Source organism: Nocardia sp. NPDC004168 (genome assembly GCF_040610355.1).
Classification (GTDB): Bacteria; Actinomycetota; Actinomycetes; order Mycobacteriales; family Mycobacteriaceae; genus Nocardia; species Nocardia sichangensis.
This window is the reverse complement of the sequence record NZ_JBEXME010000002.1, coordinates 146,440-167,996: the sequence shown is the minus strand read 5'-3', so window position 1 is coordinate 167,996 and position 21,557 is coordinate 146,440. Positions and strand designations below refer to the sequence as shown.

At 68.4% G+C, this 21,557-nt stretch carries 23 protein-coding genes; 10 read left to right on the top strand and 13 right to left on the bottom strand.

Going from position 1 to position 21,557, the window contains the following annotated elements:
- Positions 1-27 precede the first annotated feature (27 nt).
- From ABZW96_RS04540 to ABZW96_RS04530, 3 genes are read right to left on the bottom strand one after another with little or no spacing between them, the layout of a single operon-like run.
- Positions 28-693 carry a response regulator transcription factor gene (locus ABZW96_RS04540; RefSeq protein ID WP_355071323.1) on the bottom strand — a complete coding sequence of 222 codons (666 nt, stop codon included), beginning with the start codon at positions 691-693 and terminating at the stop codon, positions 28-30.
- A 45-nt stretch (positions 694-738) separates the two neighbouring features.
- Positions 739-1,932 (bottom strand): DUF5931 domain-containing protein, encoded by a 1,194-nt coding sequence (locus ABZW96_RS04535; RefSeq protein WP_355071321.1) that lies wholly within the window; start codon positions 1,930-1,932, stop codon positions 739-741.
- Positions 1,892-3,118 carry an AI-2E family transporter gene (locus ABZW96_RS04530; protein ID WP_355072085.1) on the bottom strand — a complete coding sequence of 409 codons (1,227 nt, stop codon included), beginning with the start codon at positions 3,116-3,118 and terminating at the stop codon, positions 1,892-1,894. Before ABZW96_RS04530 ends, ABZW96_RS04535 begins: the two co-directional genes overlap by 41 nt.
- Positions 3,119-3,516: 398 nt before the next feature.
- Here ABZW96_RS04530 and ABZW96_RS04525 point away from each other — a divergent pair, with 398 nt between their 5' ends.
- From ABZW96_RS04525 to ABZW96_RS04515, 3 genes are read left to right on the top strand one after another with little or no spacing between them, the layout of a single operon-like run.
- Positions 3,517-5,037, top strand: a complete 1,521-nt coding sequence (locus ABZW96_RS04525) for an adenylate/guanylate cyclase domain-containing protein (RefSeq protein WP_355072083.1) — start codon at positions 3,517-3,519, stop codon at positions 5,035-5,037.
- Between the two features lie 4 nt (positions 5,038-5,041).
- On the top strand, positions 5,042-6,130 hold the full coding sequence (locus ABZW96_RS04520) for a YbhN family protein (protein WP_355071319.1): 1,089 nt from the start codon (positions 5,042-5,044) through the stop codon (positions 6,128-6,130).
- A 37-nt stretch (positions 6,131-6,167) separates the two neighbouring features.
- A complete protein-coding gene (locus ABZW96_RS04515) occupies positions 6,168-6,536 on the top strand; it encodes a DUF3054 domain-containing protein (RefSeq protein WP_355071317.1) in 369 nt (122 codons plus the stop codon).
- Here the strand turns inward: ABZW96_RS04515 and ABZW96_RS04510 are convergent, their stop codons facing one another.
- On the bottom strand, positions 6,537-8,216 hold the full coding sequence (locus tag ABZW96_RS04510; protein WP_355071315.1) for an NTF2-like N-terminal transpeptidase domain-containing protein: 1,680 nt from the start codon (positions 8,214-8,216) through the stop codon (positions 6,537-6,539).
- Positions 8,217-8,592: 376 nt separating this feature from the next.
- On the opposite strand from ABZW96_RS04510, the gene ABZW96_RS04505 reads away from it, so the two are divergent.
- Both ABZW96_RS04505 and aroQ read left to right on the top strand, forming a co-directional pair.
- Positions 8,593-9,192: a hypothetical protein gene (locus ABZW96_RS04505; RefSeq protein WP_355071314.1), complete on the top strand. Its 600-nt coding sequence runs from the start codon at positions 8,593-8,595 to the stop codon at positions 9,190-9,192.
- A 50-nt stretch (positions 9,193-9,242) separates the two neighbouring features.
- Positions 9,243-9,698, top strand: a complete 456-nt coding sequence (gene aroQ, locus ABZW96_RS04500; RefSeq protein ID WP_355071312.1) for a type II 3-dehydroquinate dehydratase — start codon at positions 9,243-9,245, stop codon at positions 9,696-9,698.
- Positions 9,699-9,700: 2 nt separating this feature from the next.
- Here aroQ and ABZW96_RS04495 read toward each other — a convergent pair whose 3' ends face one another.
- The 3 genes from ABZW96_RS04495 to ABZW96_RS04485 all read right to left on the bottom strand — a co-directional run bounded on the left by ABZW96_RS04495 (position 9,701) and on the right by ABZW96_RS04485 (position 12,056).
- A complete protein-coding gene (locus ABZW96_RS04495) occupies positions 9,701-10,147 on the bottom strand; it encodes a nitroreductase family deazaflavin-dependent oxidoreductase (protein ID WP_355071310.1) in 447 nt (148 codons plus the stop codon).
- Positions 10,148-10,246: 99 nt separating this feature from the next.
- Positions 10,247-11,035, bottom strand: a complete 789-nt coding sequence (locus ABZW96_RS04490) for a metalloregulator ArsR/SmtB family transcription factor (protein WP_355072081.1) — start codon at positions 11,033-11,035, stop codon at positions 10,247-10,249.
- A 142-nt stretch (positions 11,036-11,177) separates the two neighbouring features.
- Positions 11,178-12,056 carry an NAD(P)-binding domain-containing protein gene (locus tag ABZW96_RS04485; protein WP_355071308.1) on the bottom strand — a complete coding sequence of 293 codons (879 nt, stop codon included), beginning with the start codon at positions 12,054-12,056 and terminating at the stop codon, positions 11,178-11,180.
- A gap of 138 nt (positions 12,057-12,194) precedes the next feature.
- Between ABZW96_RS04485 and ABZW96_RS04480 the strand changes: the two genes are divergently transcribed.
- Positions 12,195-12,551, top strand: coding sequence for a helix-turn-helix domain-containing protein (locus ABZW96_RS04480; RefSeq protein WP_355071306.1), 357 nt, complete (start codon positions 12,195-12,197; stop codon positions 12,549-12,551).
- Here the strand turns inward: ABZW96_RS04480 and ABZW96_RS04475 are convergent.
- Positions 12,548-13,666: a glycerate kinase gene (locus ABZW96_RS04475; RefSeq protein ID WP_355071304.1), complete on the bottom strand. Its 1,119-nt coding sequence runs from the start codon at positions 13,664-13,666 to the stop codon at positions 12,548-12,550. The two genes, ABZW96_RS04480 and ABZW96_RS04475, sit on opposite strands and share 4 nt — an antisense overlap.
- A gap of 358 nt (positions 13,667-14,024) precedes the next feature.
- Positions 14,025-15,614 carry an alpha/beta hydrolase gene (locus ABZW96_RS04470; RefSeq protein ID WP_355071302.1) on the bottom strand — a complete coding sequence of 530 codons (1,590 nt, stop codon included), beginning with the start codon at positions 15,612-15,614 and terminating at the stop codon, positions 14,025-14,027.
- Positions 15,615-15,773: 159 nt separating this feature from the next.
- Here ABZW96_RS04470 and ABZW96_RS04465 point away from each other — a divergent pair, with 159 nt between their 5' ends.
- The gene (locus ABZW96_RS04465; protein WP_355071301.1) at positions 15,774-16,085 is read left to right on the top strand and encodes a GNAT family N-acetyltransferase; all 312 of its coding nucleotides are present in this window, start codon (positions 15,774-15,776) and stop codon (positions 16,083-16,085) included.
- On the opposite strand, the gene ABZW96_RS04460 is transcribed toward ABZW96_RS04465, so the two are convergent.
- On the bottom strand, positions 16,079-16,840 hold the full coding sequence (locus ABZW96_RS04460; RefSeq protein ID WP_355071299.1) for a 1-acyl-sn-glycerol-3-phosphate acyltransferase: 762 nt from the start codon (positions 16,838-16,840) through the stop codon (positions 16,079-16,081). The genes ABZW96_RS04465 and ABZW96_RS04460 overlap by 7 nt on opposite strands.
- Positions 16,841-16,977: 137 nt before the next feature.
- On the opposite strand from ABZW96_RS04460, the gene ABZW96_RS04455 reads away from it, so the two are divergent.
- From ABZW96_RS04455 to ABZW96_RS04445, 3 genes are all read left to right on the top strand, one after another.
- A complete protein-coding gene (locus ABZW96_RS04455; protein ID WP_039803016.1) occupies positions 16,978-17,622 on the top strand; it encodes a YqgE/AlgH family protein in 645 nt (214 codons plus the stop codon).
- A 132-nt stretch (positions 17,623-17,754) separates the two neighbouring features.
- Positions 17,755-18,291 (top strand): sigma-70 family RNA polymerase sigma factor, encoded by a 537-nt coding sequence (locus ABZW96_RS04450; RefSeq protein WP_355071297.1) that lies wholly within the window; start codon positions 17,755-17,757, stop codon positions 18,289-18,291.
- Positions 18,288-19,022 (top strand): zf-HC2 domain-containing protein, encoded by a 735-nt coding sequence (locus tag ABZW96_RS04445; protein ID WP_355071295.1) that lies wholly within the window; start codon positions 18,288-18,290, stop codon positions 19,020-19,022. The genes ABZW96_RS04450 and ABZW96_RS04445 overlap by 4 nt, the downstream gene beginning before the upstream one ends.
- 59 nt (positions 19,023-19,081) lie before the next feature.
- Here ABZW96_RS04445 and ABZW96_RS04440 read toward each other — a convergent pair whose 3' ends face one another.
- From ABZW96_RS04440 to ABZW96_RS04430, 3 genes are all read right to left on the bottom strand, one after another.
- Complete coding sequence (locus ABZW96_RS04440; protein ID WP_355071293.1) at positions 19,082-19,849, bottom strand: ABC transporter permease; 768 nt, start codon at positions 19,847-19,849, stop codon at positions 19,082-19,084.
- Positions 19,846-20,817, bottom strand: coding sequence for an ATP-binding cassette domain-containing protein (locus tag ABZW96_RS04435; RefSeq protein WP_355071291.1), 972 nt, complete (start codon positions 20,815-20,817; stop codon positions 19,846-19,848). Before ABZW96_RS04435 ends, ABZW96_RS04440 begins: the two co-directional genes overlap by 4 nt.
- A 103-nt stretch (positions 20,818-20,920) precedes the next feature.
- Complete coding sequence (locus ABZW96_RS04430; protein ID WP_355071290.1) at positions 20,921-21,451, bottom strand: EXLDI protein; 531 nt, start codon at positions 21,449-21,451, stop codon at positions 20,921-20,923.
- Positions 21,452-21,557 lie beyond the last annotated feature (106 nt).

The window sequence follows — 21,557 nt, the reverse complement described above, 5'->3', positions numbered from 1 at the left end:
ATCCCTGATTCGAGAGCACCTTCCGGACTACTCGAGCCCCTGTTCGATGGCGTACCGAGTCAATTCGACCCGGTTCGCCAGCTGGAGTTTACGTAACGTCGCCTGCACATGGTTCTCCACGGTGCGGTGACTCAGTCCCAGCCGCGTCGCGATCTGCTTGGCGGACAGCCCTTTCGCCACCATCCGCAGCACCTCGGTCTCGCGCTCGGTCAGCGCGGGCCGGTGCGGCTCGTCGGGGCGCACGGGCGTGGTCGCCATCCGCCGGTACTCGCCGAGCACGAGTCCGGCCAGCCCCGGTGTGAACACCGCTTGGCCGGCCGCGGTGGCGCGCACCGCGTCGATGAGCTCGGCCGCCGACGCGCTTTTGACCAGGTAACCCGAGGCGCCCGCCTTGATGGCGTCGAGCACGTCGTCACGCTCGGCTGATGCCGAGAGCACCAGCACCCGGCTCTGCGGCGACACCCGCAGCACCTCGGCCGTCGCCTGTGCCCCGTTGCCGTCGGCCAGCTGCATGTCCATCAGCACCACGTCCGGCCGCACCGCCCCGGCGCGCCTGCTGGCCGCGGCGACACCGTCGGCCGTGGCCGTCACCCGGAATCCGGCTTCGGAGAGATCGCGGGAGACACCGTCCCGCCACATCGGGTGGTCGTCCACCACCATCACCGAAATGGAACCGGCCGTCTGGTCCGCCATCAGCGCCTCCGCCTTCGCTCATGCCCGCGCCTCGCCGACGCTCGCTCATCTGGGCACCCGGAATTCCCATTCGGTGCCGAATCCGACCCCGCCATCGATCTCGGTGAGCAGGTCCGCACTGCCGCCGAGTGCCGCGATCCGCCCCACGATGGACCGGGAAACTCCCATGCGCCCTTCGGCTTCCGCCTCGGCCAGCCTTCCTGGCGGGATGCCTACGCCGTCGTCGCGCACGCTGATCACCACTTCGTCGCCGGTGTCCTCCAGCAACACATATGCTCTCGCATCCGGCCCGGCGTGCAGCTCCACATTGGACAACGCCGTGGCCACGGCAGAGGTGATCTCGTTCGCCATCCAGCGGCCGACCCGCACCGGATCGCCGGGCGTGGACACCGACACCGTCGGCGTGGACTGCGCGGTCAGCAGTGGCCGCAGGTCGACCTCGGCTCCGCCCGCGTCCCGGTGATCGGCCTGCTCGGTGATCAGCACGCGCAGCGCCACCTCCTGTTCACCGGCGCGCAGGGCCAATTCCTCCGTGGGTCCGCCGATTTCGCTGCCCCGGCGCTTGATGTAGCTGAGCACCTGCAACACGCCGTCGTGCACCTCGCGCGACAGCCGTTCGCGCTCCTCGGCCGCCGCGGTCAGGCGCACGGCCTGCTCCAGCTGGTCCTGGGCGCGGCGCGCGGTGTTGGCGGCCAAGCCGAGTGCGAGACCCACCGAGACGAGCACCGGCACCGTCGCGTCCGCCCACACGTCCTCACCCCACTGATCGCGCACCGTCAGCGACACCGCGGCGATCAAGGCTCCGGACAGCACGCCCGCGAACGGTCCGCGCAGGATCGCCGCGCCGATCACGGCGTTGGTGGCCCACAGCGTGGTGGGCAGCGTCTGGTGCCCGTGATACCAGTCGTAGTCGGTGACCAGTCGGGTCGCGGCCATCAGCCCGATCACGACCACGTGATCGCCGATCACCACCCAAGTGCGCAGCCGCGCCACCTCGGGGAAATGCCACTGCGACAGCATGATCGCCGAAGCGCCCGACCACACCGCCATCAACGCGATGAGCACCCAGCTCAACCGCTGGTTCGTGTAGTACGGCACCGAAGCGATCTGCTGGCCGACCGCGTACAGCAGCGTGACCAGCCGCAACGCCTGCGCGGCCCGCCACAGCGGTGTGGTCGCCACGTCGGCCGAGCGCAGCTCAGCCCTTCGTCGTGCCGTCGCCGGCTTGCGCGCCGTCATCGGACTCCGCCTTCCGCTGCGCCGACTCCGTGGCCTGCTTCTTGGTCGCCTCGATCAGCGTCGCGGCCACGTCGAACCGGCCGGGCTCGGGCCGATCCGGTTCGGCCGAATACAGCCCGTGATGGTCCTCGCCGGTCTGCAGCTCCCCGTACAGTTCCTCGGGGCCTTCCAGCAACGACCGGATCGCCGTGTTCATCACGGCCACGAACGGCACCGCCAGCAGACCGCCCGCGATCCCGCCGATCACCACGCCCGCCGTGATCGCCAGCACCACGGCCAGCGGGTGGATACTGACCGCCCGCCCCAGCAGCAGCGGTTGCAGCACATGGCCCTCGAGCTGCATCACGGCGATGATGATGCCGAGCACGATCAGGGCGGTGACCAGCCCTTTGGTCACCAGCGCGATGAACACCGCGATGAATCCGGCCAGGAACGCGCCGATGATCGGGATGAACGCGCCGATGAACACCAGCGAGGCCAGCGGCAACGCCAAAGGCACACCGAGAATGGCCAGACCGGCGCCGATGCCGATGGCGTCCACCGCCGCGACCACGACCGTCGCGCGGACGAACCCGACCAGCGTGCCGAACCCGAGCCGCCCGGCGGTGCGGACCCGCTCGCGATGGTCGGTGGGCACGATCCTGGTGACGAACTCCCAGATCTGATCGCCGCCGTAGAGGAAGAAGATCAGGATGAACAGCGTCAGGAAGGTGCCGGTCAGCAATTCGCCGATCACAGTGGCGGTGGTGAGCGCCCCGCTGGTCAGACTGTCCTGATTGGACTGGATCGCCTTGACGATGGCGTCGCCCACGTTGCGGATCTGCTCGTTGCTCAGATGCAGCCTGCCGTTGATCAGCCAGTCCTGGATCTGGTGGATGCTGTCGGTGAACTTGTTCGACAGCTGCGGCACACCGGCGACGAACTGTTCCACGACGAAGGTCATGATGCCCGCGACCACGCCGATCGACCCGACCAGCGCGACGAAGACACCCACCGAGCGCGGCACGCCCAATCGCTGCATCCAGTCCACCAGCGGCGCGAGCAACGCCGCCGCGAGCAGCGCGATGGCCAGCGGGATGACCACGGTCGCCAATTTCTGCACGATCGCCGTGACCGCGAGCCCCAGCGCGAACAGCACCAGCAGCCGCCAGCCCCAATCCGCCGATACCCGGACGATCGGGTGCACCGTCTCCGCCGCGGGCCGCGACAGCGTGATTTTCCGCTCTGGACTTGGCTTCGGGTCGGTCACCTCCGTGAGCCTAACGGGTGCTGTCGGACGTAGTCCGTCTTCCGCTCGCGCATGGCCGGAGCGAAGGCGGAGGTACGCCTAATGGGTGCTGTCGGACGTAGTCCGTCCTTCGCCCGCGCATGGCCGGAGCGAAGGCGGAGGTACGCCTAATCGGTGCTGTCGGACGTAGTCCGTCCTCAGTCCGCGCATGGCCGGAGCGAAGGCGGAGGTACGCCTAATCGGCCCGGCCGTAGCCTGTCGGCCTTCACCGGCGGTCAGCGCCGCGGACAGGCCGACGGGACCGGAACGCTAGATTGGACCCCGTGTCGGCGCCTCTGGAAGCGGTCAAACAGACCATGCGAACGCGCTGGCCGCTGTACCTGACATCGATGCTGCTGGCGAACGCTTTCGGCGCGGTTCTGGTGTGGGCCTTCATCCAGTACGGACTACCCGTCCCCGAGGGCGAGCCAACCGGTGCCAGGAGCACCGGCCTGCTGATTCCGGCCGTCGTCTTCGTGGCGGGTGGCCTGCTCAGCATGGCCGCGTCCGCGCTGATGCTGCGCCCGGTGATGCGCTGGCAGATGCGCGGCGGACCGCCGAGCCGCCAGGAGCAGATGGCCGCGCTGCACGCACCGCTGCGCCAGGCGATCCTGCACCTCGCGCTGTGGCTGATCGGCGGAGCCGTGCTGGCCGCGCTGATCATCAGGGACACTCCCGCGCTGGCGGGCGCGGTTATCGTCACCGAGTGCATGGCCGCGACTATCGTGTTCGGCTTCACCTACATGCTGGGTGAGCGCATCCTGCGCCCGGTGGCGGCCCAAGCTCTGACCGAGGGCACCTTCGACCACACCCTCACCCCCGGCGTCGGCACCAGGATGGGGATGACCTGGGGTATGGGCACCTTCGCCCCCACCATCGCCATCGTGCTGTTGTGCGTGACCCAGATCTCCTCGGACGTGAAGTTCTCCGCCCAGTCGCTGGCCATCTCCATCCTGCTGCTGTGCGGCGTGGTGATCATGCAGGCGCTCGCGCTGTCCATGCTCACCGGTTCGAGCATCTCCGACCCGGTGCGCCAGCTCAGCCAGGCCATCGACCGGGTCCAGGCCGGGGCGCGGGACGTGCAGGTCGAGGTCTTCGACGGCAGTGAGATCGGCCTGTTGCAGGTCGGCTTCAACCGGATGATGGAGGAGGCGGCCAAGCGCCGTCAGCTGCAGGAACTGTTCGGTCAGCACGTCGGCGAAGAGGTGGCGCAGCGGGCGCTGGACTACGGCACCGAACTCGGCGGCGAGACCCGGTTCGTCGCGGTGCTGTTCGTCGACATGGTCGGGTCCACCGCCACCGCGGCCGAGCGGCCGCCCACCGAGGTGGTGAGCCTGCTCAACGAGTTCTTCCGCATCGTGGTCGATGTGATCGACCGCCACCACGGCTTCGTCAACAAATTCGTCGGCGACGCGGCGCTGGCCATCTTCGGCGCGCCGCTGGACCGCCCGGACGCGCCGACCGCCGCGCTCGCCGCCGCGCGCGAATTGCGCGAGACCCTGCGGGAAGTTCCCGGCCTGGACATCGGCATCGGTGTTTCGGCGGGACTGGCCGTCGCGGGGAACATCGGCGCGGCCAACCGCTTCGAGTACACGGTGATCGGGGATCCGGTCAACGAGGCATCCCGGCTCACCGAGCTGGCCAAAGAACGTCCCGGCCGGACGCTGGCCTCGGGCAGCGCGCTGTATTTCGCCGAGGAGAGCGAGCAGGACCAGTGGGAAACCGGCGACGAGGTACAGCTGCGCGGCAGACGCAGGAAAACGCTTTTGGCCTGGCCACGAGAACGGGCCGACGCGCCCGACGATACCGATGTCGAAACGGCGCGTTCGTTAGGCTGACCGCGTGACGGCCGACGGGGAACGAGCAGACGATCCTGCGCCGCCGCCCACGGCGGGTTCCCGCCGTGGCAGATTCCGCTGGTTGAAATGGGTGCTCGGCGCCGCTCTGCTGGCCCTGCTGATCGCCGAGGGCGTGTACCTCTGGCCGCGGCTACACGAGTCCTGGCGCAAGCTCACCGAGATCCACTGGGGTTGGCTGGCGGCCGCTATCTGGCTGCAGGCGCTGTCGATGAGTGGATTCGGCCGGGTGCAGAAGCAGTTGCTCAACGCGGGTGGCGTCGCGGTGAGTCAGCGGAAGTCCGTCGCCGTGGTCTACGGTGCGACGGCGATGTCGGTGACCTTGCCGGCGGGCCAGGTGTTCTCCACCACGTTCACCTACCGGCAGACCAGACGCTGGGGCGCCAGTCCGGTCGTCGCCTCCTGGCAGCTGGTGTTCTCCGGCGTGGTGGCCGCGGTGGGGCTGGCGCTGCTCGGCGTCGGCGGCACGCTGCTGGCGGGCGGGCAGATCGGCCCGCTGAAGCTGATCCTCTCGCTGGCCGCCGTCGTCGCGCTGGTGTGGGCGGGTAATCATGTCTCACGCAATCCCGGTTCGCTCGACGCGTTGCTGCGCAACCTGCTGGCGCTGGTCAACCGGCTGCGCAAACGCCCGCCCGAGCACGGCGCCGCCAAGATCGAGGACATGCTCGGTCAGCTGGAGTCGGTCGAGCTCGGCAAGCGCGACGGCGTCTTGGTCACGCTCTGGGCGCTGGTGCATCGTTTCGCCGACGTGGCCTGCCTTGGCGCGGCCTGTTACGCGGTCGGCGCCGATCCGCGCATCGCCGGTCTGCTGCTCGCGTTCGCCGTGGGCAAGGCTGTCGGGTCCATTCCGTTCGCGCCGGGCGGCATCGTCTACGTCGACGCGACGCTGATCTACGGCCTCACCGCCGCCGCGGGTCTGTCCGCCGCGCAGGCGGTAGCCGCGGCGTTCGTCTATCGGATGGTGAGCTTCATCCTGGTGGCTATCGCAGGGTGGATCGTGTTCCTGTTCCTGTTCCGTAGGCCGCAGGCCGACGACGCGGAGTTCGAGAAGGAGTTCGAGCAGCGGCGGCTGTGACGGAAGCCGCGTCCTGGCTGCCGTTACGCTGGCCCGCGTGAGGAAACTGGTGCCCTTCGTGGTCGATGCGCTGCTCGTCGTCGTCTTCTGCGCGATCGGCAGGCGCAGCCACGACGAAGCGGTGCTCGCCGGGCTGCTGCGCACCGTGTGGCCGTTCGCGACGGGATTGGTCGTCGGCTGGCTGGTCGTGGCGCTCCGGTGGCGCGCCGCCGCGGGCGACGCGCGCTTCGACATCACCCCGCTGTGGCCCGCCGGAGTCGTGATCTGGACGTGCACCTTGGTCGGGGGCATGCTGCTGCGCGTGGTCAGCGGTCAGGGCACAGCGGTCAGCTTCGTGCTGGTCGCCGGTGTGGTGCTCGCGGTGTTCCTGCTCGGCTGGCGCGCGGTGTACAAAGCCGTGCGGTGATCACGGCTCCGGAGTCGCCAGCGCCTGCAACATTCTGGCCGCCATCCGCGCAGTCGCGTCCTTGCTGTCCACGTCGTTGATGTGGATCGCGAAGACCAGATCGCCCATCGACCCGATCAGCCACCCGTCCGGACCCGCGGTCGCGGCGAACGCGGCAACGTCGCGGTAGCGGCGCACGCTCGCCAGTTCCGGGGCGTTCGTGGCGTCGCGCAGCATGCCGCGCAGCCGGTCGGCGGTCTGCGGCGGCAGCGGGTCGAGCCGGGCGTCGGTGGCGCTCGGGCGTCCGGCCTCGATCATCGGCGGCGGCACGGCCCCGCGCGCGATCGCGGCCGCGGCGATGGCCATGCCGTACGGGCTGGCCAGGACGGCGTCCGAACCACCGCCTTGGAGCACCTGCTCGGCGCTGCGCCCCGCGATGGCCAGACGACCGGTCACCTCGTCGAGGCCGGGCACCTTGAAGTCGATGCCGACGCCGAGCGCGGTCGCCGCCTCGGCCGCGTCCTGCACCGAGACATCTTGCGGCGCCTTGTTCTTCGCCGACGCCGCGACGGCGCGGAACAGGTCCATGTTGCCGCCCACCGGATACAGTCCGGTGAACGCCACCGAGCCGTGCTCACTGGCCTGGCTGTTCTGCGCGACCGCCACCACCGCCCCCGTGGACGGCTGGATCGCCACGATCGAGGCCTGCGTGGGCACGCTGACCACCGCGTCCTCGGCGGCACGTTGCAAGCGCTGGTCCATCGTGCCCGCGATGTCCGGTCCCGGCGGACCCTGCTGACCGGCGAGTTGCGTGATGAACCGCCCATCCTGCTCGAACAGCTGCACGCCCCAACCGGAATGCGCTTCCTGACTCTCCTGCTGCACCTTGCGCAGCGCGTCCAGCATCGGCGACCAGACCCGGCGGTCGGCGGAGATCAGCCGTGGCTGCTTCTCCATCACCACGCCGGGTATCGGCGCCATCCGCGGCTCCAGGATCGCGAAGTCCCCCTCGCGCAAGTTCACCGCGATGATCGGCTTGCCCTGCGAGGTGGCCAGCTGCTGCATCAGCGCAGGCCCGGTGATCAGCGGCGCGACCGGCTCGATGGCTTTGGCCAGCGCGTCGGTCGACGCGACCGGGTCGGGCATCTTGGCGGGATCGAGCTTGACGACGTTGATGGTCTGCTCGGTCATCAGCGGTTCACCGGCGATGTCGTTGACCCGCGGCGCCGGCGTCGGATAGGTGCGCACCAGCCGCACCGTCCGGTTGTGCGCCAGCTGCGGCATCACGACCGCGGGCTCCCAGGAGATCCGCCAGCCGATGGCGAGCTTGCGCACGTTGCCTTCGAGACTGTAATTCCAGGTCTTGCGCTCGCCGAAGCTCCACTCGACGTCCATGCTGAAGATCGCCGACTGCGCGTCCAGGCCGATGAACTGGGTCTTGCGGTAGTCGACCTTGGCGCCGTGCAACCCCTCGAACATTTGCTTCAGAGTTGCTGTGGCCGCGATGGGGTACGACGTCAGGTCTGCCGCCTTGGTGTAGTCCTGATCGTCGAGCAGGTCCGTGAAGCGCTCTACGACCGCTTCCGCTTCATTCTGCTTCTCGTGTATCCCGCACGACCCGATCCCGAGCGCGAGCGCCGCCACCCCCATGAGTGCCATTGCGCCGCGAACACGAAAGCGGCGGGATCCCCACACGTCCATGTCGCCCACTCTTCACTCTTGTCACTCCAGTAACAAGACCACCGTACCCGAAAAAGACCAGACCGCGATGCCTCCGTAGCGCGGACGTTACCCATGCTCAGCATCCCAATTCTGCCCCGGGATGACGCATCTCGGGGGGCCTTTCATGATCATCGTCCAGCCGGTTGGCGGCAACCGGCGCCGCTACCGTACCGGCCTTCTCGAAAAGTCGCGCGGTTACTACCCGACTCGACGTTTCGTATCAATAAATACCCCGACGAGTCCGGAGCGAAGCAACCGGACCCTTGTTCGCACTGAGCGCAACTCTCCCGCGTGGTTTGCGACGTAATCTTGTAATCACTGAAAGCAACGCACCACAGTAAGTAGGTGACCCGCCATGAGAAACGCACACCGCGGCCGGGGTTTCGGACGAACGGGCGGTTGGCAGCAAGCCGACCTGCCGGACCCGTCGGACGTACCGGATTGGTTCGCCGGAAGATTGCCAAATGACTGGTTCACCGGTCCGCCGGTGATCGAGATCGACCGGGACGAGATCGTCGTCATCGGTGAGCTGCCGATTCCGCAGCCGGAGAAGAAGCCGGACGCCGACGATTCCGAAGCCTCGACCGAAGACGTTCCCCGCGCGACCAAGGAGGGAGCGGTCGCCCGGTTCCGCGAGTCCACCCGGCCCGCCCGGATGCAGATCGCGAACGAAGCGCAGCACCGCTACCGGCGCAATGTGGCCTGGGGCGTCTCGGTGGACGGGGAACGGATTCTGTTCACCCACCTGGCCGTGCCCGTGATGACCCGGTTGCGTCAGCCGGAACGCAAGGTGCTCGACACCTTGGTCGACGCCGGCGTCGCCCGTTCCCGCGCCGACGCGCTCGCCTGGACGGTGAAACTGGCGGGCAAGCACGCGGAGACGTGGCTAGAGGAATTGCGCGAAGCCATGCGCAAGGTCGACGACCTGCGTTCGGAAGGTCCGCAGGGGCTGTAGCCGGTCGGGCCCGGCCGGGCGGCGCGGTGTGACGCGGTATCTTGCCGTGCATGGCTGTGACCGCGGACGCGACACCGGGCCCGATCCTGGTTCTCAACGGCCCGAACCTCAACATGCTCGGCACCAGGCAGCCGGAGGTGTACGGGTCGGCGACGCTGGAGGACGTCGTGGAGTTGTGCGAACGGACCGCGGCGAAGTTCGACCGGAAGATCGTCGCCTTCCAGTCCAACTCCGAAGGCGCGCTGATCGATCGCATCCACCAGGCGCGCGGCGCCGAGTCGGGCATCGTGATCAACCCCGGCGGCCTCACCCACACCTCGGTGGCGCTCCGCGACGCGCTGGTGATCCCGGAACTCCCGATCGTCGAGGTGCACATCAGCAATGTGCACGCACGCGAGGAGTTCCGGCACCACTCCTACATCTCTCCGATCGCGACCGCTGTGGTCGCGGGAATGGGCATCCAGGGTTACGCCGCCGCCATCGAATTCCTGGCCCGCTCGCGCTGAGCTCACTTCAGCTGGAAGACCGGGAACCCCGGCGCGATGGCGGCGAGTTCCTCATCGGTGGCGTCCTTGGTCACGCCCTCGAAGAACTTGCCGACCTCCCAGCCCCACTTCCGCAGGTAGAGGCGCAGCAGGGGCACCTTGTCGGCATCGGGCACCTCGGTGGCGGTGAACACCTCGACCTTGCGGCCGAGCCGCAACTCGCCCCCGCCCGCCACGCGCAGGTTGCGCACCCACTGCGTGTGCCCGCGCGGCGCGACGAGGAAGCGCTCGCCGTCCTCGCGCACCATCAGGTTCACCATCGTCGTGCGCCATTCCCCGCTCTTGCGCCCGCGCACCGCGAGCAGCCGCGACCCCATCACGCTGATGCCCAGCTTGGGCAGCAGGTTGGCGATCCGGTTGAAGACCGCGTCGAATCCGGCGGGGCCGACGTAGCGGGTGTTGAGGTCCATGACTACTCCCTGTTGTGAGCACTGCTCTCTATAGAGAGAAGTGTTCCACGAAGGGCACGACAAGTCAAGAGCACTGCTCTCTTCGTGCTTCCGAGAGGCCTATGGGGCCGGGAGGGGTTCGCCGGTTTCCAGGAGGGTTTTGAGGTTGGAGAGGATGCTGGGCCAGCCGGTGGTGATTCCTTCGAGGACTCGGCTGTTCGGTTCGAAGCCGTCGTGGATGACGGTCAGCTTGACGGTCTCGCCCCGAGGCTCTAGTTCGAACGTCACTTTCGAGCGGGGCTCACGGGACCAGGCAGCGACGTCGTCGGGGTTCATGTCGAACGTCTCGGCGAAGGCCGGGTCGAAGGTGTGCCAGGTGTAGGACAAGCGGCGGTACGGTTCGGCCTCCAGCACCACTTGTTCGGGATCCTTGCTGCTCCAGTTCTGTTGGTGCCAAGTCATTTCCGATCCGGGACGCCAGTCCGTGTCGAAGCTCGCGCCCCAGTAGCGGTTGGTGAACGCAGGATCGGTCAGCGCTTGCCAGAGCTTTTCGGCGGTGGTCTTGATGTAGGTCGTGTAGACGAATGCGTTGTCGCCCATGGGTTGTTCCTCCAGTGCTCTCTTCAGGTCGGCGAGCGCGTTCACGCGCTCGCGGTCGTACCGGTCGATCCAGCGTTCGGCGATGGCGTTGATGGGCTCAGCATTGAGGTAGTGCAGTTTTTCCCGGCCACTGCGCCGGGTCGTGATGAGGTTGGCCGCCTCCAGCACCGCGAGATGCTTGCTCACCGACTGGCGGGCCATCGCCAGCCCCGCGCACAACTCCCGCAGCGTCTGACCGTTGCGGGCATTCAGGCTGTCCAGCAGCCGCCGCCTGCTCGGGTCGGCCAGCGCCCGAAACACCTCGTCCATCGCCCACCTTTCCAACATGCAGCCTTGCGGCTGCCTATTTACACCATAGGCAACCACAAGGCTGCATATCAACCCCTGGGAAGCAGAAGACCCCGTCGGGTCCTCGCGTCGACAGTGCGAGGACCCGGCCGACTCCGCGACGTCAGGCGGGGTCGCGCAGCAGGGCGTAGGTGGAAATGGGGGTTCCGGCCCGCTCGCTCGCGGCGATGGCCTTGCGCCACAGCCCCTGGGCGGTGTGCGAGAGGACGGCGTCGACGCCGATTTCCTCGCTCGCGTCGATAACGTGCTGCGCGCCCGCGTCCATCATCTTCAGACTGGCCAATGACGCCCAGCCGCCGTTCTTGTTGGCGACCGAGTGCTCCTCCATGAAGTAGGGGAAGGCGGCGGCCGAGCGGATCGCGAACGGGACGAACGCGGCGACATCGTGACCGGACCGATCGATCATCGCCGTGGCCTGGTCGAAGGCGAGCAACCAGGGATGGAAGATGGTCAGCAGCCCCTGGTAGAAGATCTGGGCCAGGCCGTCGTCCGCGCCGAGGTACTCCTGCGGGCTCAAGGGGCGCAGCAGCTCGGCGTGGGCGTCGAATACCGCACGCGGGCCGCTGTAGAAGATGTAGGACGCCGGATGCGTGATGTTGTCCCCCGCCGACATGACGCCGCCGGAGAGGAACTGCGCGCCGTGCGAGCGGACCCACGCCGCACCCTTTCGCGCCTGCTCCGGCGAGTCGGAGGACAGGTTCGCGATCACCTTGCCGTCGAGGTGGCCGGTCGCCGGACCGAGCACGTCGTACATCGCCGCGTAGTGGGTCAGGCTGAGCACGGTGACCTCGTTGGCATCGAGGGCGGCGGCGACGGTCGCGGCGCGCTTCGCGCCGATTTCGACCATGGCGTCGACTTTCTCGGGGCTGCGGTTCCACACCGTCACCTCGACGCCCGCGGCCAGGAAGGCCCGGACCATCGCCTGCCCCATCGGCCCGAGGCCGACGACGGAGACAGCGCGGGCGGTGGTCTGTTCGGACATGATGTGTCCCTTCGGTTCTCGTCGGTTACTTGCGTCGGCGCCGGAATTCATCGTCGTTCCCGCAGGTAGAGTCGGGAAGACCGAACGTGGAGGTGCGGTTGCTTACCTCGAGGTTCGAAACGAGGTCAGAGGAGCGCGGTGGGCATGAGCAGTGACGCGGATCACGAAGTGTGCGGCATGACGGTCGCGATCGATGTCGTGGGGGGCAAGTGGAAGATGCACCTGATGTGGGTCCTCGGCATCGGCCCCCAGCGCTTCGGCCAGATCCGCAAACTGCTCGACGGAGTCAGTGAGAAGGTGCTCGCCGAGAACCTGCGTCAGCTCGAGGCCAGCGGTGTGGTGCACCGCGAGGTCTATCCCGAGGTCCCGCCCCGGGTGGAGTACTCGCTCACGCCGCTCGGCGAGGAGTTGGCCGCGGCACTGCGCCCGCTCGAGGAATGGGGCGAACGGCACAAGCACCAACTGGCCGCGAGCACGCTGGCGTCGGCGAGCTAATCCAGCCGGTCGGCGGCGATCCGCGCGCCGACGCGTCGGAGCAGCGACGCCGCCTCGGCCATCGACCGTTCCGGGTCGGGCTCCAGAGCGGCGAGCGCGTAGCAGTCCGCGAAGCCCGCGGCCCGGATCTCGTCGGGCGTGAGCAGCGTGCGGCCCGCCACGGCTATCACCGGGACGTCGGCCTTACGCGCGGCCGCGCACACGCCGACCGGCGCTTTGCCGTGCAAGCTCTGCCGATCGAGCGATCCCTCACCGGTGACCACGAGGGTGGCGGTAGCGAGCAGGGCGGGGAAATCGAGCAGTTCGAGCACGACCTCGATGCCGCTGCGGACCCGCGCGCCCAGCACGGCGAGCGCGCCGAAACCGGTACCGCCCGCCGCGCCCGCGCCGGGCAGCCGCGCGAACTTCGGGCCGACGAGTTGCGCCCAAGTGCCGAGAGCGGATTCGAGGACATCGACCTCGGCGGGCCCTGCGCCCTTCTGCGGCCCGTACACCGCCGCCGCGCCGGTGGGCCCGAGGAGCGGATTGTCGACGTCGCAAGCCAGCGTGAACGTCGTTTCCGCGACGCCGGGATGCAAGCCGGAACGGTCGAGACGCGCGGCACGGGTGAGGACCGCTCCGCCGCGCGGCAATTCCCGTGCGTCGGCATCGAGCACGCGGACGCCGAGCGCCTGCACCATGCCCGCGCCGCCGTCGGTGGAGGCGCTGCCACCGAGACCGAGCACGATATCGGTCGCGCCGTGCTCCATGGCATGCGCCAGCACGACGCCGAGCCCGTATGTGCTCGCGCCCAACGGGTCCAGTCGACGCTCGGGCAAAATCGACAGTCCGACCACGGATGCCAGTTCGACGACCGCGGTCGCACCGTGCCGGGCATAGGATGTGCGACGCGGAACCCCCGTCGGCCCCGGAGCGGTCACCTCCACCCGCGCCCAACCAGCCGCGACGAACGCCTCGACCGTGCCGTCACCGCCGTCTGCGACCGGCAGCTGCCGGATCTCGGTCTCCGGCGCGCTCCGCCGCAAACCGTCAGCTAGCGCCGCCGCCACCTCGGGCGCGGCGAGCGACCCTTTGAACTTGTCCGGAGCGAGGATGACTCGCGCAGCGGGTGTCATCCCCACATTCTCGGACGCGACCGGGCCGGTCGCACCACGACACATCCGCCACAGCCGTCGTCGTTGGCCTTCGCCGACCTCGGACAAGCGTGGACTCCGCACACGAAAGCGGTGAACAGTGTCCTGACCGGCGGATATCGCTGAACTGCGCGACGTGAAATCGCACCGGCGTCGACGGGCAAGGAACATCCGGACCTGCACGCCGGTCGCCGCACTCCGACCGACCCCGCGGGCCGGATCGACAGCGGACGAGGACAACGTCGGCCCGATCGAGATGACGAGTTGCTTTTGCGCCGCCATGAGTCCCAGCTCGCGATGTCGGACAGCGGTCACGAACCACTTTCGTGGGGTCGGACTTTCAGCGTGTGGGCAGCGGAGCCTCGTCGGCCCGTGTGATGCCGACCTTTCCGGTGCGCAAGTAGGTGAGCACGGCCTCGTCCACCGCCGGATTGCCGCGACCGAACGTGCCGTGGTCGCCGCCGTCCACGACGACCAGCGCGCCGCCCAGCGCCGTGGCCATGGCGGGGCCGCCTTCGTACTTGGTCAGCGCGTCGTTGCGGCTCTGCAGTACCAGGGGCGGGGTGCGCAGCCCGGCGCCCGTGATCGGCACCGGTTTCGTCACGGGTTTCCAGGAACCACAGGCCATCCCCGAGCGCACCAGGTCGGCGCGCGCGTCCATGGCGTTGCCGCCGGAGGCGATGGTGCCTGCCGCCGCGCCGAGCAGTTCCGGCCTGCCTGCCACGGCGTTCTCGTTGCAGGTGATCGCACTGAACACGAACCGCCCGGTGGGGTCGGTCGAAGTCGCGCCCTCGATGGCCCGCAACCGCTGCACGTTCGCCGGGTCGGCAGCGGCGTCGGCCATCGCGCGGGCGAAGGTGGGCCAGAAGGTGCGGGTATAGGTGGCCACGGTGGTGGCGCCGAGCAACGGCACCTGCGCGGAAATGCCGCCGCTCACCAAGGTGCGCAACAGATTCTGTAGTTTGCCGAGTTGCTCTACGCCGCCGGTGTAGCCGTCCCGGGCGATCTCCGCCAACGGCTCCGGCAGCACGCCGGGCAGGTCGGCGATGCTCGCGGGCGGCGGGGTCAGGTTGGCGTACCAACCGCCGCCCTGGCCTGCCGCCAACCGGACCCAGGTGCGGTAGACCTGCAACGCCGTGTCGCCGAGGTGGTATTCGCCGTCGTGGTCGGCGATCCAGGCGAACAGATCGTCCAGGCGCTGTTTGCCCGCGACCTGCTGCTGGGCGAACTCCTCGGTCCACACCCAGTCCGGATTGACGTTGGAGTCCAGGATCATCCGGTCCACGTGGTCGCCGAACAGTGCCGCGTACACCGCGCCGAGGTAGGTGCCGTAGGACGTGCCGAGGTAGTCGATCCGTTCGAAGCCGAGCGCGGAACGCACGGCGTCGAGGTCGCGCGCGGTGCTCTCGGTGGTAATGGTGTCCAGGTAGCCGGGCTGCGCCGCGTCACAGGCTTTCTTGATCTCGTCGCGGTTGCCGCCGCCGAGCGAGACCTGCTGCCCCTCCCCGTTCTTCGCGCTCGTGCCGCATTGCAGCGGTGTCGCCCAACGCAGTCCGCGCGGCTGGACGGCGATCCGGTCGTAATGCTCGGCCAGCGCGGCGGGGAACACGTCCAACCGGCGCGCCCAATAGTCCAGCGCATCCGCGCCCGGCCCACCGGGATTGGCGAACAGCACACCTTCCCGCTCGCCGGTCGCCGCGATGCGGCTGACCGTCAGCTCGATCTTCGCGCCATCCGGGTCGGCGTAGTTCATCGGCACGCTCACGACGGCGCACTGCACGCCCCGATCGGCGGGCACGGAACCCTCGGGGCACTTGCCGAACGCGACACCCGGCGCGGCGTCCGCCACGCCCGCGACGATCGATCCACCGAGCAGGCCCACGGCGACGACGGCGGCCGCGACCCGCGAAACGCGCGGTGTCCTCAACATATTCCGGTACCTCCCCGAGCCTGCCCGCTCGCGCGCGACGACGGACCCGACCAAGAGCATTCTGCGCAGGCCCGCCCGGACAGACAAGTCGGTGGCGGGATTCCGCCCCGCCGCGTGCGTGATTTACCGGGACACCGGCGCACAGAGTAGCGTCGAGCCATGTCGACCGAGGTCAGCAACAACACCGCACTGGAACGTTTCGAGATCTACGTCGACGGTGCGATCGCCGGCTACGCCGAATACCAGGACACGGCCTCCGAGCGCGCGTTCGTGCACACCGAGATCTATCCGCGCTACGAGGGGCAGGGCTATGCGCGGCTGTTGATCGAGACCGCGCTCGACAGTACCCGCGACGACAAGCTCGGCGCGCTGCCCATGTGCCGGGCGGTCCACCATTTCATCGAGACCCGCCCCGAATACCTGGTGATGGTGCCGCACTGGGCGCGCGACCGGCTGAACCTGCCTCAGTAGGCCGCGACAGCGCCGTCGAGCGCCTGTTGCAGATCGGTGCGCACCAGCCGGGCGATGTCGCCGGGCCGGGGCGGCAAATCGAGCACCGGGACATTGAAGTAGAAGCTGGCTCCCTTGGCCTCCTCTTTCGTCGGCTGCACCGCCGGGTCCGTGCGCGGACCGTAGCTCAGCGCCATGGACACCAGCACGGGCTCGGCGCCGAGTTTCATCGCCCGGAAGGCGATGTGCCCGATGCCGCTGCCCACCGCCTGCACGCGGGAGGGGTCCACGTCGTTGCAGGTGCCCTCGGGGAACACCGCGATGCCGTCGCCACGGGCCATCCGCTCCGCGCAGACGTCCATCATGAGTTGTCCAGCGGCGTTCACCGCGCGAATGCCGTGGTCCTTGCCACGGAACACCGGGATGCCGCCCATCATGTCGATCTTGCGCCGCTGATCGGGGTCGGCGAACAGTTCGTCCTTGGCCAGTACGCGCACCCGGCCGATCACCCGGCGTAGTCCGCTGCGCCACGCGGCCGCCGCCACGGTGTACGGATCGCTCTCGGAAAGATGGTTGATCGCGATCAGCAGCGGCCTGTTCTGCCTGATCACCGTGCGGAGCGCTTCGCGCGCGCCCTCGGCGTAGGTGACGCGCGGATGGTAGCGGCGGCCGAGAATGGCGTACGCACCCCATGCCTTCAGACGGTTCTGACGGTGCTCGCGATAGAAGTCGTACACGGCGTCGTTGTTCTCGAGGCGCACCTCGGGCAGTTCCATGACGTGGACTCTACGATGTGGCGGCGGTGGCGCAACGTGACGTCCGACGCCCGGTCCGCGACCCGTTCGGCAAATCCGGAACACACAAGTGGGCCGCAGAAGGCGCATTGTGGGCGAACAGCTGCGATGATGTCGGAGTGGCACGCGCAGAAGACCCGGACGATCGGAAGACTCGCGGCGGGCACGGCGACCGCAGGCGACGCGATTTCCGGCACGGTGAGCAGGTGGTTCGTGCCGGGACGCTGCTGGTGTCGGCCACCGAACTGGTCGAGCCGACCTTCCGGCGCACCGTCGTCTACATCATCGAGCACAACGAGGCGGGCAGTCTCGGCGTCGTGCTGAACCGCCCGAGCGACACGGCCGTGCACGAGGTGCTGCCGCGCTGGACCGACGCGGTCGCGGCCCCACGCACGCTGTTCATCGGCGGCCCGGTGAAACGGGACGCCGCGCTGTGCCTGGGCACGGTCCGGGTGGGCGCCCGGATCGATGGTGTCCCCGGGCTGCGCCGCATCGACGGACGCGTCGTGCTGGTCGACCTGGACGCCGACCCCGAGCGGGTCGGCCCACTGGTCGAGGGCATCCGGATCTTCGCGGGTTACGCCGGCTGGACCTTCGGGCAGCTGGAGGGCGAGTTGGAGAACGACGACTGGATCGTGGTATCGGCCCTGCCGTCCGATCCGATCAGCACCGGCCGCCCCGACCTGTGGGCGCACGTGCTGCGCCGCCAGCCGCTCCCGCTGTCCCTGCTCGCGACACACCCGATTGAACTCGAACGCAACTGAGCACGTGTACTCCTCGAAAGGATCGAAGGAGACACGGCATGAGACACGACAACTGAACCGGCGAAAGCATGGGTGACGCATCGGGTGCGCCCACCGACCGGCCCCGCAACTCGAGCGGAGAGGTATCCAGTTGTGCGCAAGAAACGTGGCGAGACGGGACAGCCCGACGATCAATCCGAATTGATGCGGGCTCTCTATCGCGAACACGCCACCCCGTTGTGGCGGTACACGCTCGGCCTGGTTCGGGACCCGGGACGGGCAGAGGACATCGTGCAGGAAACGTTGCTGCGAGCATGGCAACGCCCGAACGTCTTGGATCAGTCCACCACGTCGGCGCGGGCGTGGTTGTTCACCGTGGCGCGCAATCTCGCCGTGGATGAGCACCGCAGCGCCCGCAGCAGGCGCGAGTTCCGCACCGACAACCCGCCCGAGCGGGCGACCCCGGACCAGTCCGACCGCGCGCTGGACGGCTGGCTGGTCGCCGACGCGCTCGGCAGGCTCAGCGCCGATCATCGCGAGGTGATCGTGCGGGCCTACTACCGGGGACTGTCGACCCACCAGATCGCCGAGGAACTCGACGTACCCGCGGGCACGGTGAAGTCCCGGATGCATTACGGCATGCGCGCATTGCGCCTGGCATTACAGGAGATGGGGGTGACAAACCAGTGACAGATATCACCGACGATTTCAGCACGTGGGACGCCCCGTACGTGCTCGGGTCCCTGACCCGCCACGAGCGTTTGCAGTACGAGAGCCACCTCTCGAGCTGCCCCGACTGTCGGGCGTCCGTGGCCGAGCTGGCGGGCTTGCCCGGCATGCTCGCCCTCGTGGATGCCGACATCGCGACGACGATGATCGAGCCGCCCGCGCACGCCGCGCCGGAACCACCGCCGCCGCCGATGCCCGAGTTCCCGCCGCCATCGCGGTTGGCCGACGCGGCCGAGCGGCGGCGCCGCCGCAGCGGGTGGGCGTCGGTCGGCATCGCGCTGGCCTCGGCCGCGGCCGCGGTGGCGATCGCGGTTCCGATCGCGGTCACGGTGTCCGGAACGCACAACGCGCCGGGGCCGGGCACCAGCGAGCAGGCGTTCGCCGAACGTCAGATGACGCCGGTCGAGCCGACTCCGGTCTCGGCGAGCTTCAAGCTCATCCCGGCGGGTGACCAGACACGACTCGTGATGACCTGCAGCTATCCCCCCGGCGAGCCATTGCCCTACAACCCGAATCTCGTGCTGTACGCCACCCGGATCAACGGACTGCAGCAGCAGCTCGGCCAGTGGCCCGCGAGCCCCGGCACCGAGCTGACCATCGATCAGACCATCGAGGGCCCGCCCGACCAGGTCCGCTCGGTCGAGATCCGCGCGGCGAATACCGGGAAGGTTCTGCTCACCGGCACGGTCTGAGCGACGAGCGATCCCCCGCCAGGCGCTGCCCGCGGGGGATCTCTGCGTCGGCGACCGGTTCAGCGCGTCTGCCGCCGGAAGATCGAGGACGACCACAGGTACCCGACCGCCGCGAGCCCGACGCACCAGGCGAGCGAGATGATCCCGTTGGCGCCGATCTCGGTGCCCATCAGCAGGCCGCGGATGGTCTCGGTGAACGGCGTGAAGGGCTGGTATTCGGCGAACTGACGCAACCCGGCGGGCATGGTGTCGGTGGCGACCAGGCCGCTGCCGAGGAACGGCAGCATCACCAGCGGAAAGGGCGAGTTGCTTGCGCTCTCAGGGGTCGGCGCGAGCAGGCCGAGCGCCACCGACAGCCAGGTGAGCGCGAACATCACCGACGCGAGCAGCGCGAACACGGCGAGCCACTCGACCGGGTTCGCGTTCGGGCGGAAGCCGATGAGCAGTGCGACGCCCGCCATCGCGGCGATGCCGATCAACGCCTGGATCAGCGCGCCGACCACGTGACCGGTCAGCATGGCCGACTGCGCGATGTCCATGGTGCGGAACCGGTTCACGATGCCCTTGGTCGTGTCGGTGGCGACCGCCACCGCGACCGAGACCGTCATGTACGCCGGAATCATCAGCAGCATGCCCGGCGCGAGATAGTCGATGTAGTTTCCGCCGGACGACTTCTCCAGCGCGCCACCGAAGACGAAGTTGAACACCAGCAACAGCACCGTCGGCATCACGATGACGCCGAAGGTCATGCTCGGATAGCGCTTGGCACGCACGAGATTGCGCCGCAGCATGGTCGCCGAGTCGGCGAGGGCGTAGGACATGCTCATCGCACGGGTTCCTTTTCGGTAGTGGGGTGGCCGGTGAGGGTGAGGAAGACGTCGTCGAGGTTGGGGGTGTGCACGGCGAGGCCCTCGACCTCGATTCGCTCGTCGTCGAGCCGGTCCAGCACGGCGCGCAGGGATTTCACGCCGCCGTCGCTGGGCACCGCGAGGGTGAGGTCCTCGTCGTCGTCCGGCGGCGGGGCCACGGCGCCGAGCGCGTCGGCCGCCGCGGTCAAGGCGGCTCGATCGGCGAATTCCAGACGGATGTGGCCGCCCGGCACCAGCCGCTTCAACTCCGCCGCGGTGCCTTCGGCGACGAGCTTGCCCCGGTCGAGCACCGCGATGCGATCGGCGAGCTGGTCGGCCTCCTCCAGATACTGGGTGGTGAGGAAGACCGTGACGCGGTAATCGTCGACCAGCCCGCGGATGATGTCCCAGATCGCGCGCCTGCTGCGTGGATCGAGCCCGGTGGTCGGCTCGTCGAGGAAGATGATGCGCGGATCGCCGACCAGCGTCATGGCCAGATCGAGGCGCCTGGTCATGCCGCCGGAATAGGTGGACGCCGTCTTGTCCGCCGCGTCGACCAAGTCGAAGCGCTCCAGCAGATCCGCCGCCAGCCCGCGGTTGTCCCGCCGGGACAGATGATGCAGATCGCCCATCAGCAGCAGGTTCTCCCGGCCGGTGAGCAGTTCATCGACCGCCGAGAACTGCCCGGTCACGCCGATCTGCGCGCGCACCTGCTTGCGCTCGGCGGTGAGATCATGGCCGCCCACCCGGATTTCGCCCGCGTCGGGAGGGATCAGTGTGGTCAGGATCTGCACGGTGGTGGTCTTGCCCGCGCCGTTCGGCCCGAGCAGCGAGAAGACCGTTCCCTCCGGGACGGTGAGGTCTATCCCGTCGAGCACGACTTGCTCGCCGAACGATTTCCGCAGGCCGCGCACCGAGACGGCGGGCACGCGATGGCCGTTCACCATGGTCTTTCCTTTCTGACATACATTTCACTATGCGCATATGAGCATGTGTTATCCACGCCGCTCCCCTTTTGGGGCGCGGCGTCAGTCGATTCGGTTGCGGCGGTTAGATATCCAGGTCCTCGATCTTCGGCCCTTCGGCCACGTCGACCACCCGCCGGTAGAGCTTGTCGGGCAGTCGGTCCTTCAACTCGTCGAGGGAATCCACCACGACGAAGATGAAGTCACCCCAGTCCTGCTGCCCGACGCCGAGCAAACGCCGCCAGCTTTTCGGGTCTCGCCAGTCCTTGAGCCAATTCGTGCCCGCCTCGGCGGGATACTCGTCCCAGTTCGAATACTGGGCGTGCATCACGAATTTGCCCTTGCGGCTGCGATACACCTGGACGTGCTCGATGCGCGTATCGTTCACCTCGTGCCACTCCCCTAGCAGGGTCCCGGAGAAGCGGACCTGTCGCACACCATCGCGACCGACCTTGAGCACGATCTCGTCATAGCCCTCCAGCCGCCCCTCCTCGAGTTCGATGAACCGGCGCAGCGCCGTGACCACCGCCCCCGAGAGGTTGCCGCCGACCAACTCCTGCGCGCGCTGGAAGAGCGGGAGGTCGTCATCGGCCACGTAGATCGTCTTGTTGGGCATGTCCCAACTATACGTAGATGTATACGTACACGCAAGGTTGGTCGGCACATCTTCTGCTCCGCCGTTGAACCGTTCGGCGACCAGGTCCGTATCACTCGTGTACGCA

Coding starts and splice junctions, on each gene's coding strand:
- ABZW96_RS04505 (WP_355071314.1), top strand. CDS start 8,593: ATGAGAAACGCACACCGCGGCCGGGGTTTCGGACGAACGGGCGGTTGG.
- ABZW96_RS04435 (WP_355071291.1), bottom strand. CDS start 20,817: ATGGTGAACGGCCATCGCGTGCCCGCCGTCTCGGTGCGCGGCCTGCGG.
- ABZW96_RS04430 (WP_355071290.1), bottom strand. CDS start 21,451: ATGCCCAACAAGACGATCTACGTGGCCGATGACGACCTCCCGCTCTTC.
- ABZW96_RS04475 (WP_355071304.1), bottom strand. CDS start 13,666: ATGACACCCGCTGCGCGAGTCATCCTCGCTCCGGACAAGTTCAAAGGG.
- ABZW96_RS04510 (WP_355071315.1), bottom strand. CDS start 8,216: ATGGACGTGTGGGGATCCCGCCGCTTTCGTGTTCGCGGCGCAATGGCA.
- ABZW96_RS04525 (WP_355072083.1), top strand. CDS start 3,517: ATGCGAACGCGCTGGCCGCTGTACCTGACATCGATGCTGCTGGCGAAC.
- ABZW96_RS04495 (WP_355071310.1), bottom strand. CDS start 10,147: ATGGACCTCAACACCCGCTACGTCGGCCCCGCCGGATTCGACGCGGTC.
- ABZW96_RS04490 (WP_355072081.1), bottom strand. CDS start 11,035: ATGGACGAGGTGTTTCGGGCGCTGGCCGACCCGAGCAGGCGGCGGCTG.
- ABZW96_RS04440 (WP_355071293.1), bottom strand. CDS start 19,849: ATGAGCATGTCCTACGCCCTCGCCGACTCGGCGACCATGCTGCGGCGC.
- ABZW96_RS04470 (WP_355071302.1), bottom strand. CDS start 15,614: ATGTTGAGGACACCGCGCGTTTCGCGGGTCGCGGCCGCCGTCGTCGCC.
- ABZW96_RS04460 (WP_355071299.1), bottom strand. CDS start 16,840: ATGGAACTGCCCGAGGTGCGCCTCGAGAACAACGACGCCGTGTACGAC.
- ABZW96_RS04535 (WP_355071321.1), bottom strand. CDS start 1,932: ATGACGGCGCGCAAGCCGGCGACGGCACGACGAAGGGCTGAGCTGCGC.
- ABZW96_RS04465 (WP_355071301.1), top strand. CDS start 15,774: ATGTCGACCGAGGTCAGCAACAACACCGCACTGGAACGTTTCGAGATC.
- ABZW96_RS04540 (WP_355071323.1), bottom strand. CDS start 693: ATGGCGGACCAGACGGCCGGTTCCATTTCGGTGATGGTGGTGGACGAC.
- ABZW96_RS04485 (WP_355071308.1), bottom strand. CDS start 12,056: ATGTCCGAACAGACCACCGCCCGCGCTGTCTCCGTCGTCGGCCTCGGG.
- aroQ (WP_355071312.1), top strand. CDS start 9,243: ATGGCTGTGACCGCGGACGCGACACCGGGCCCGATCCTGGTTCTCAAC.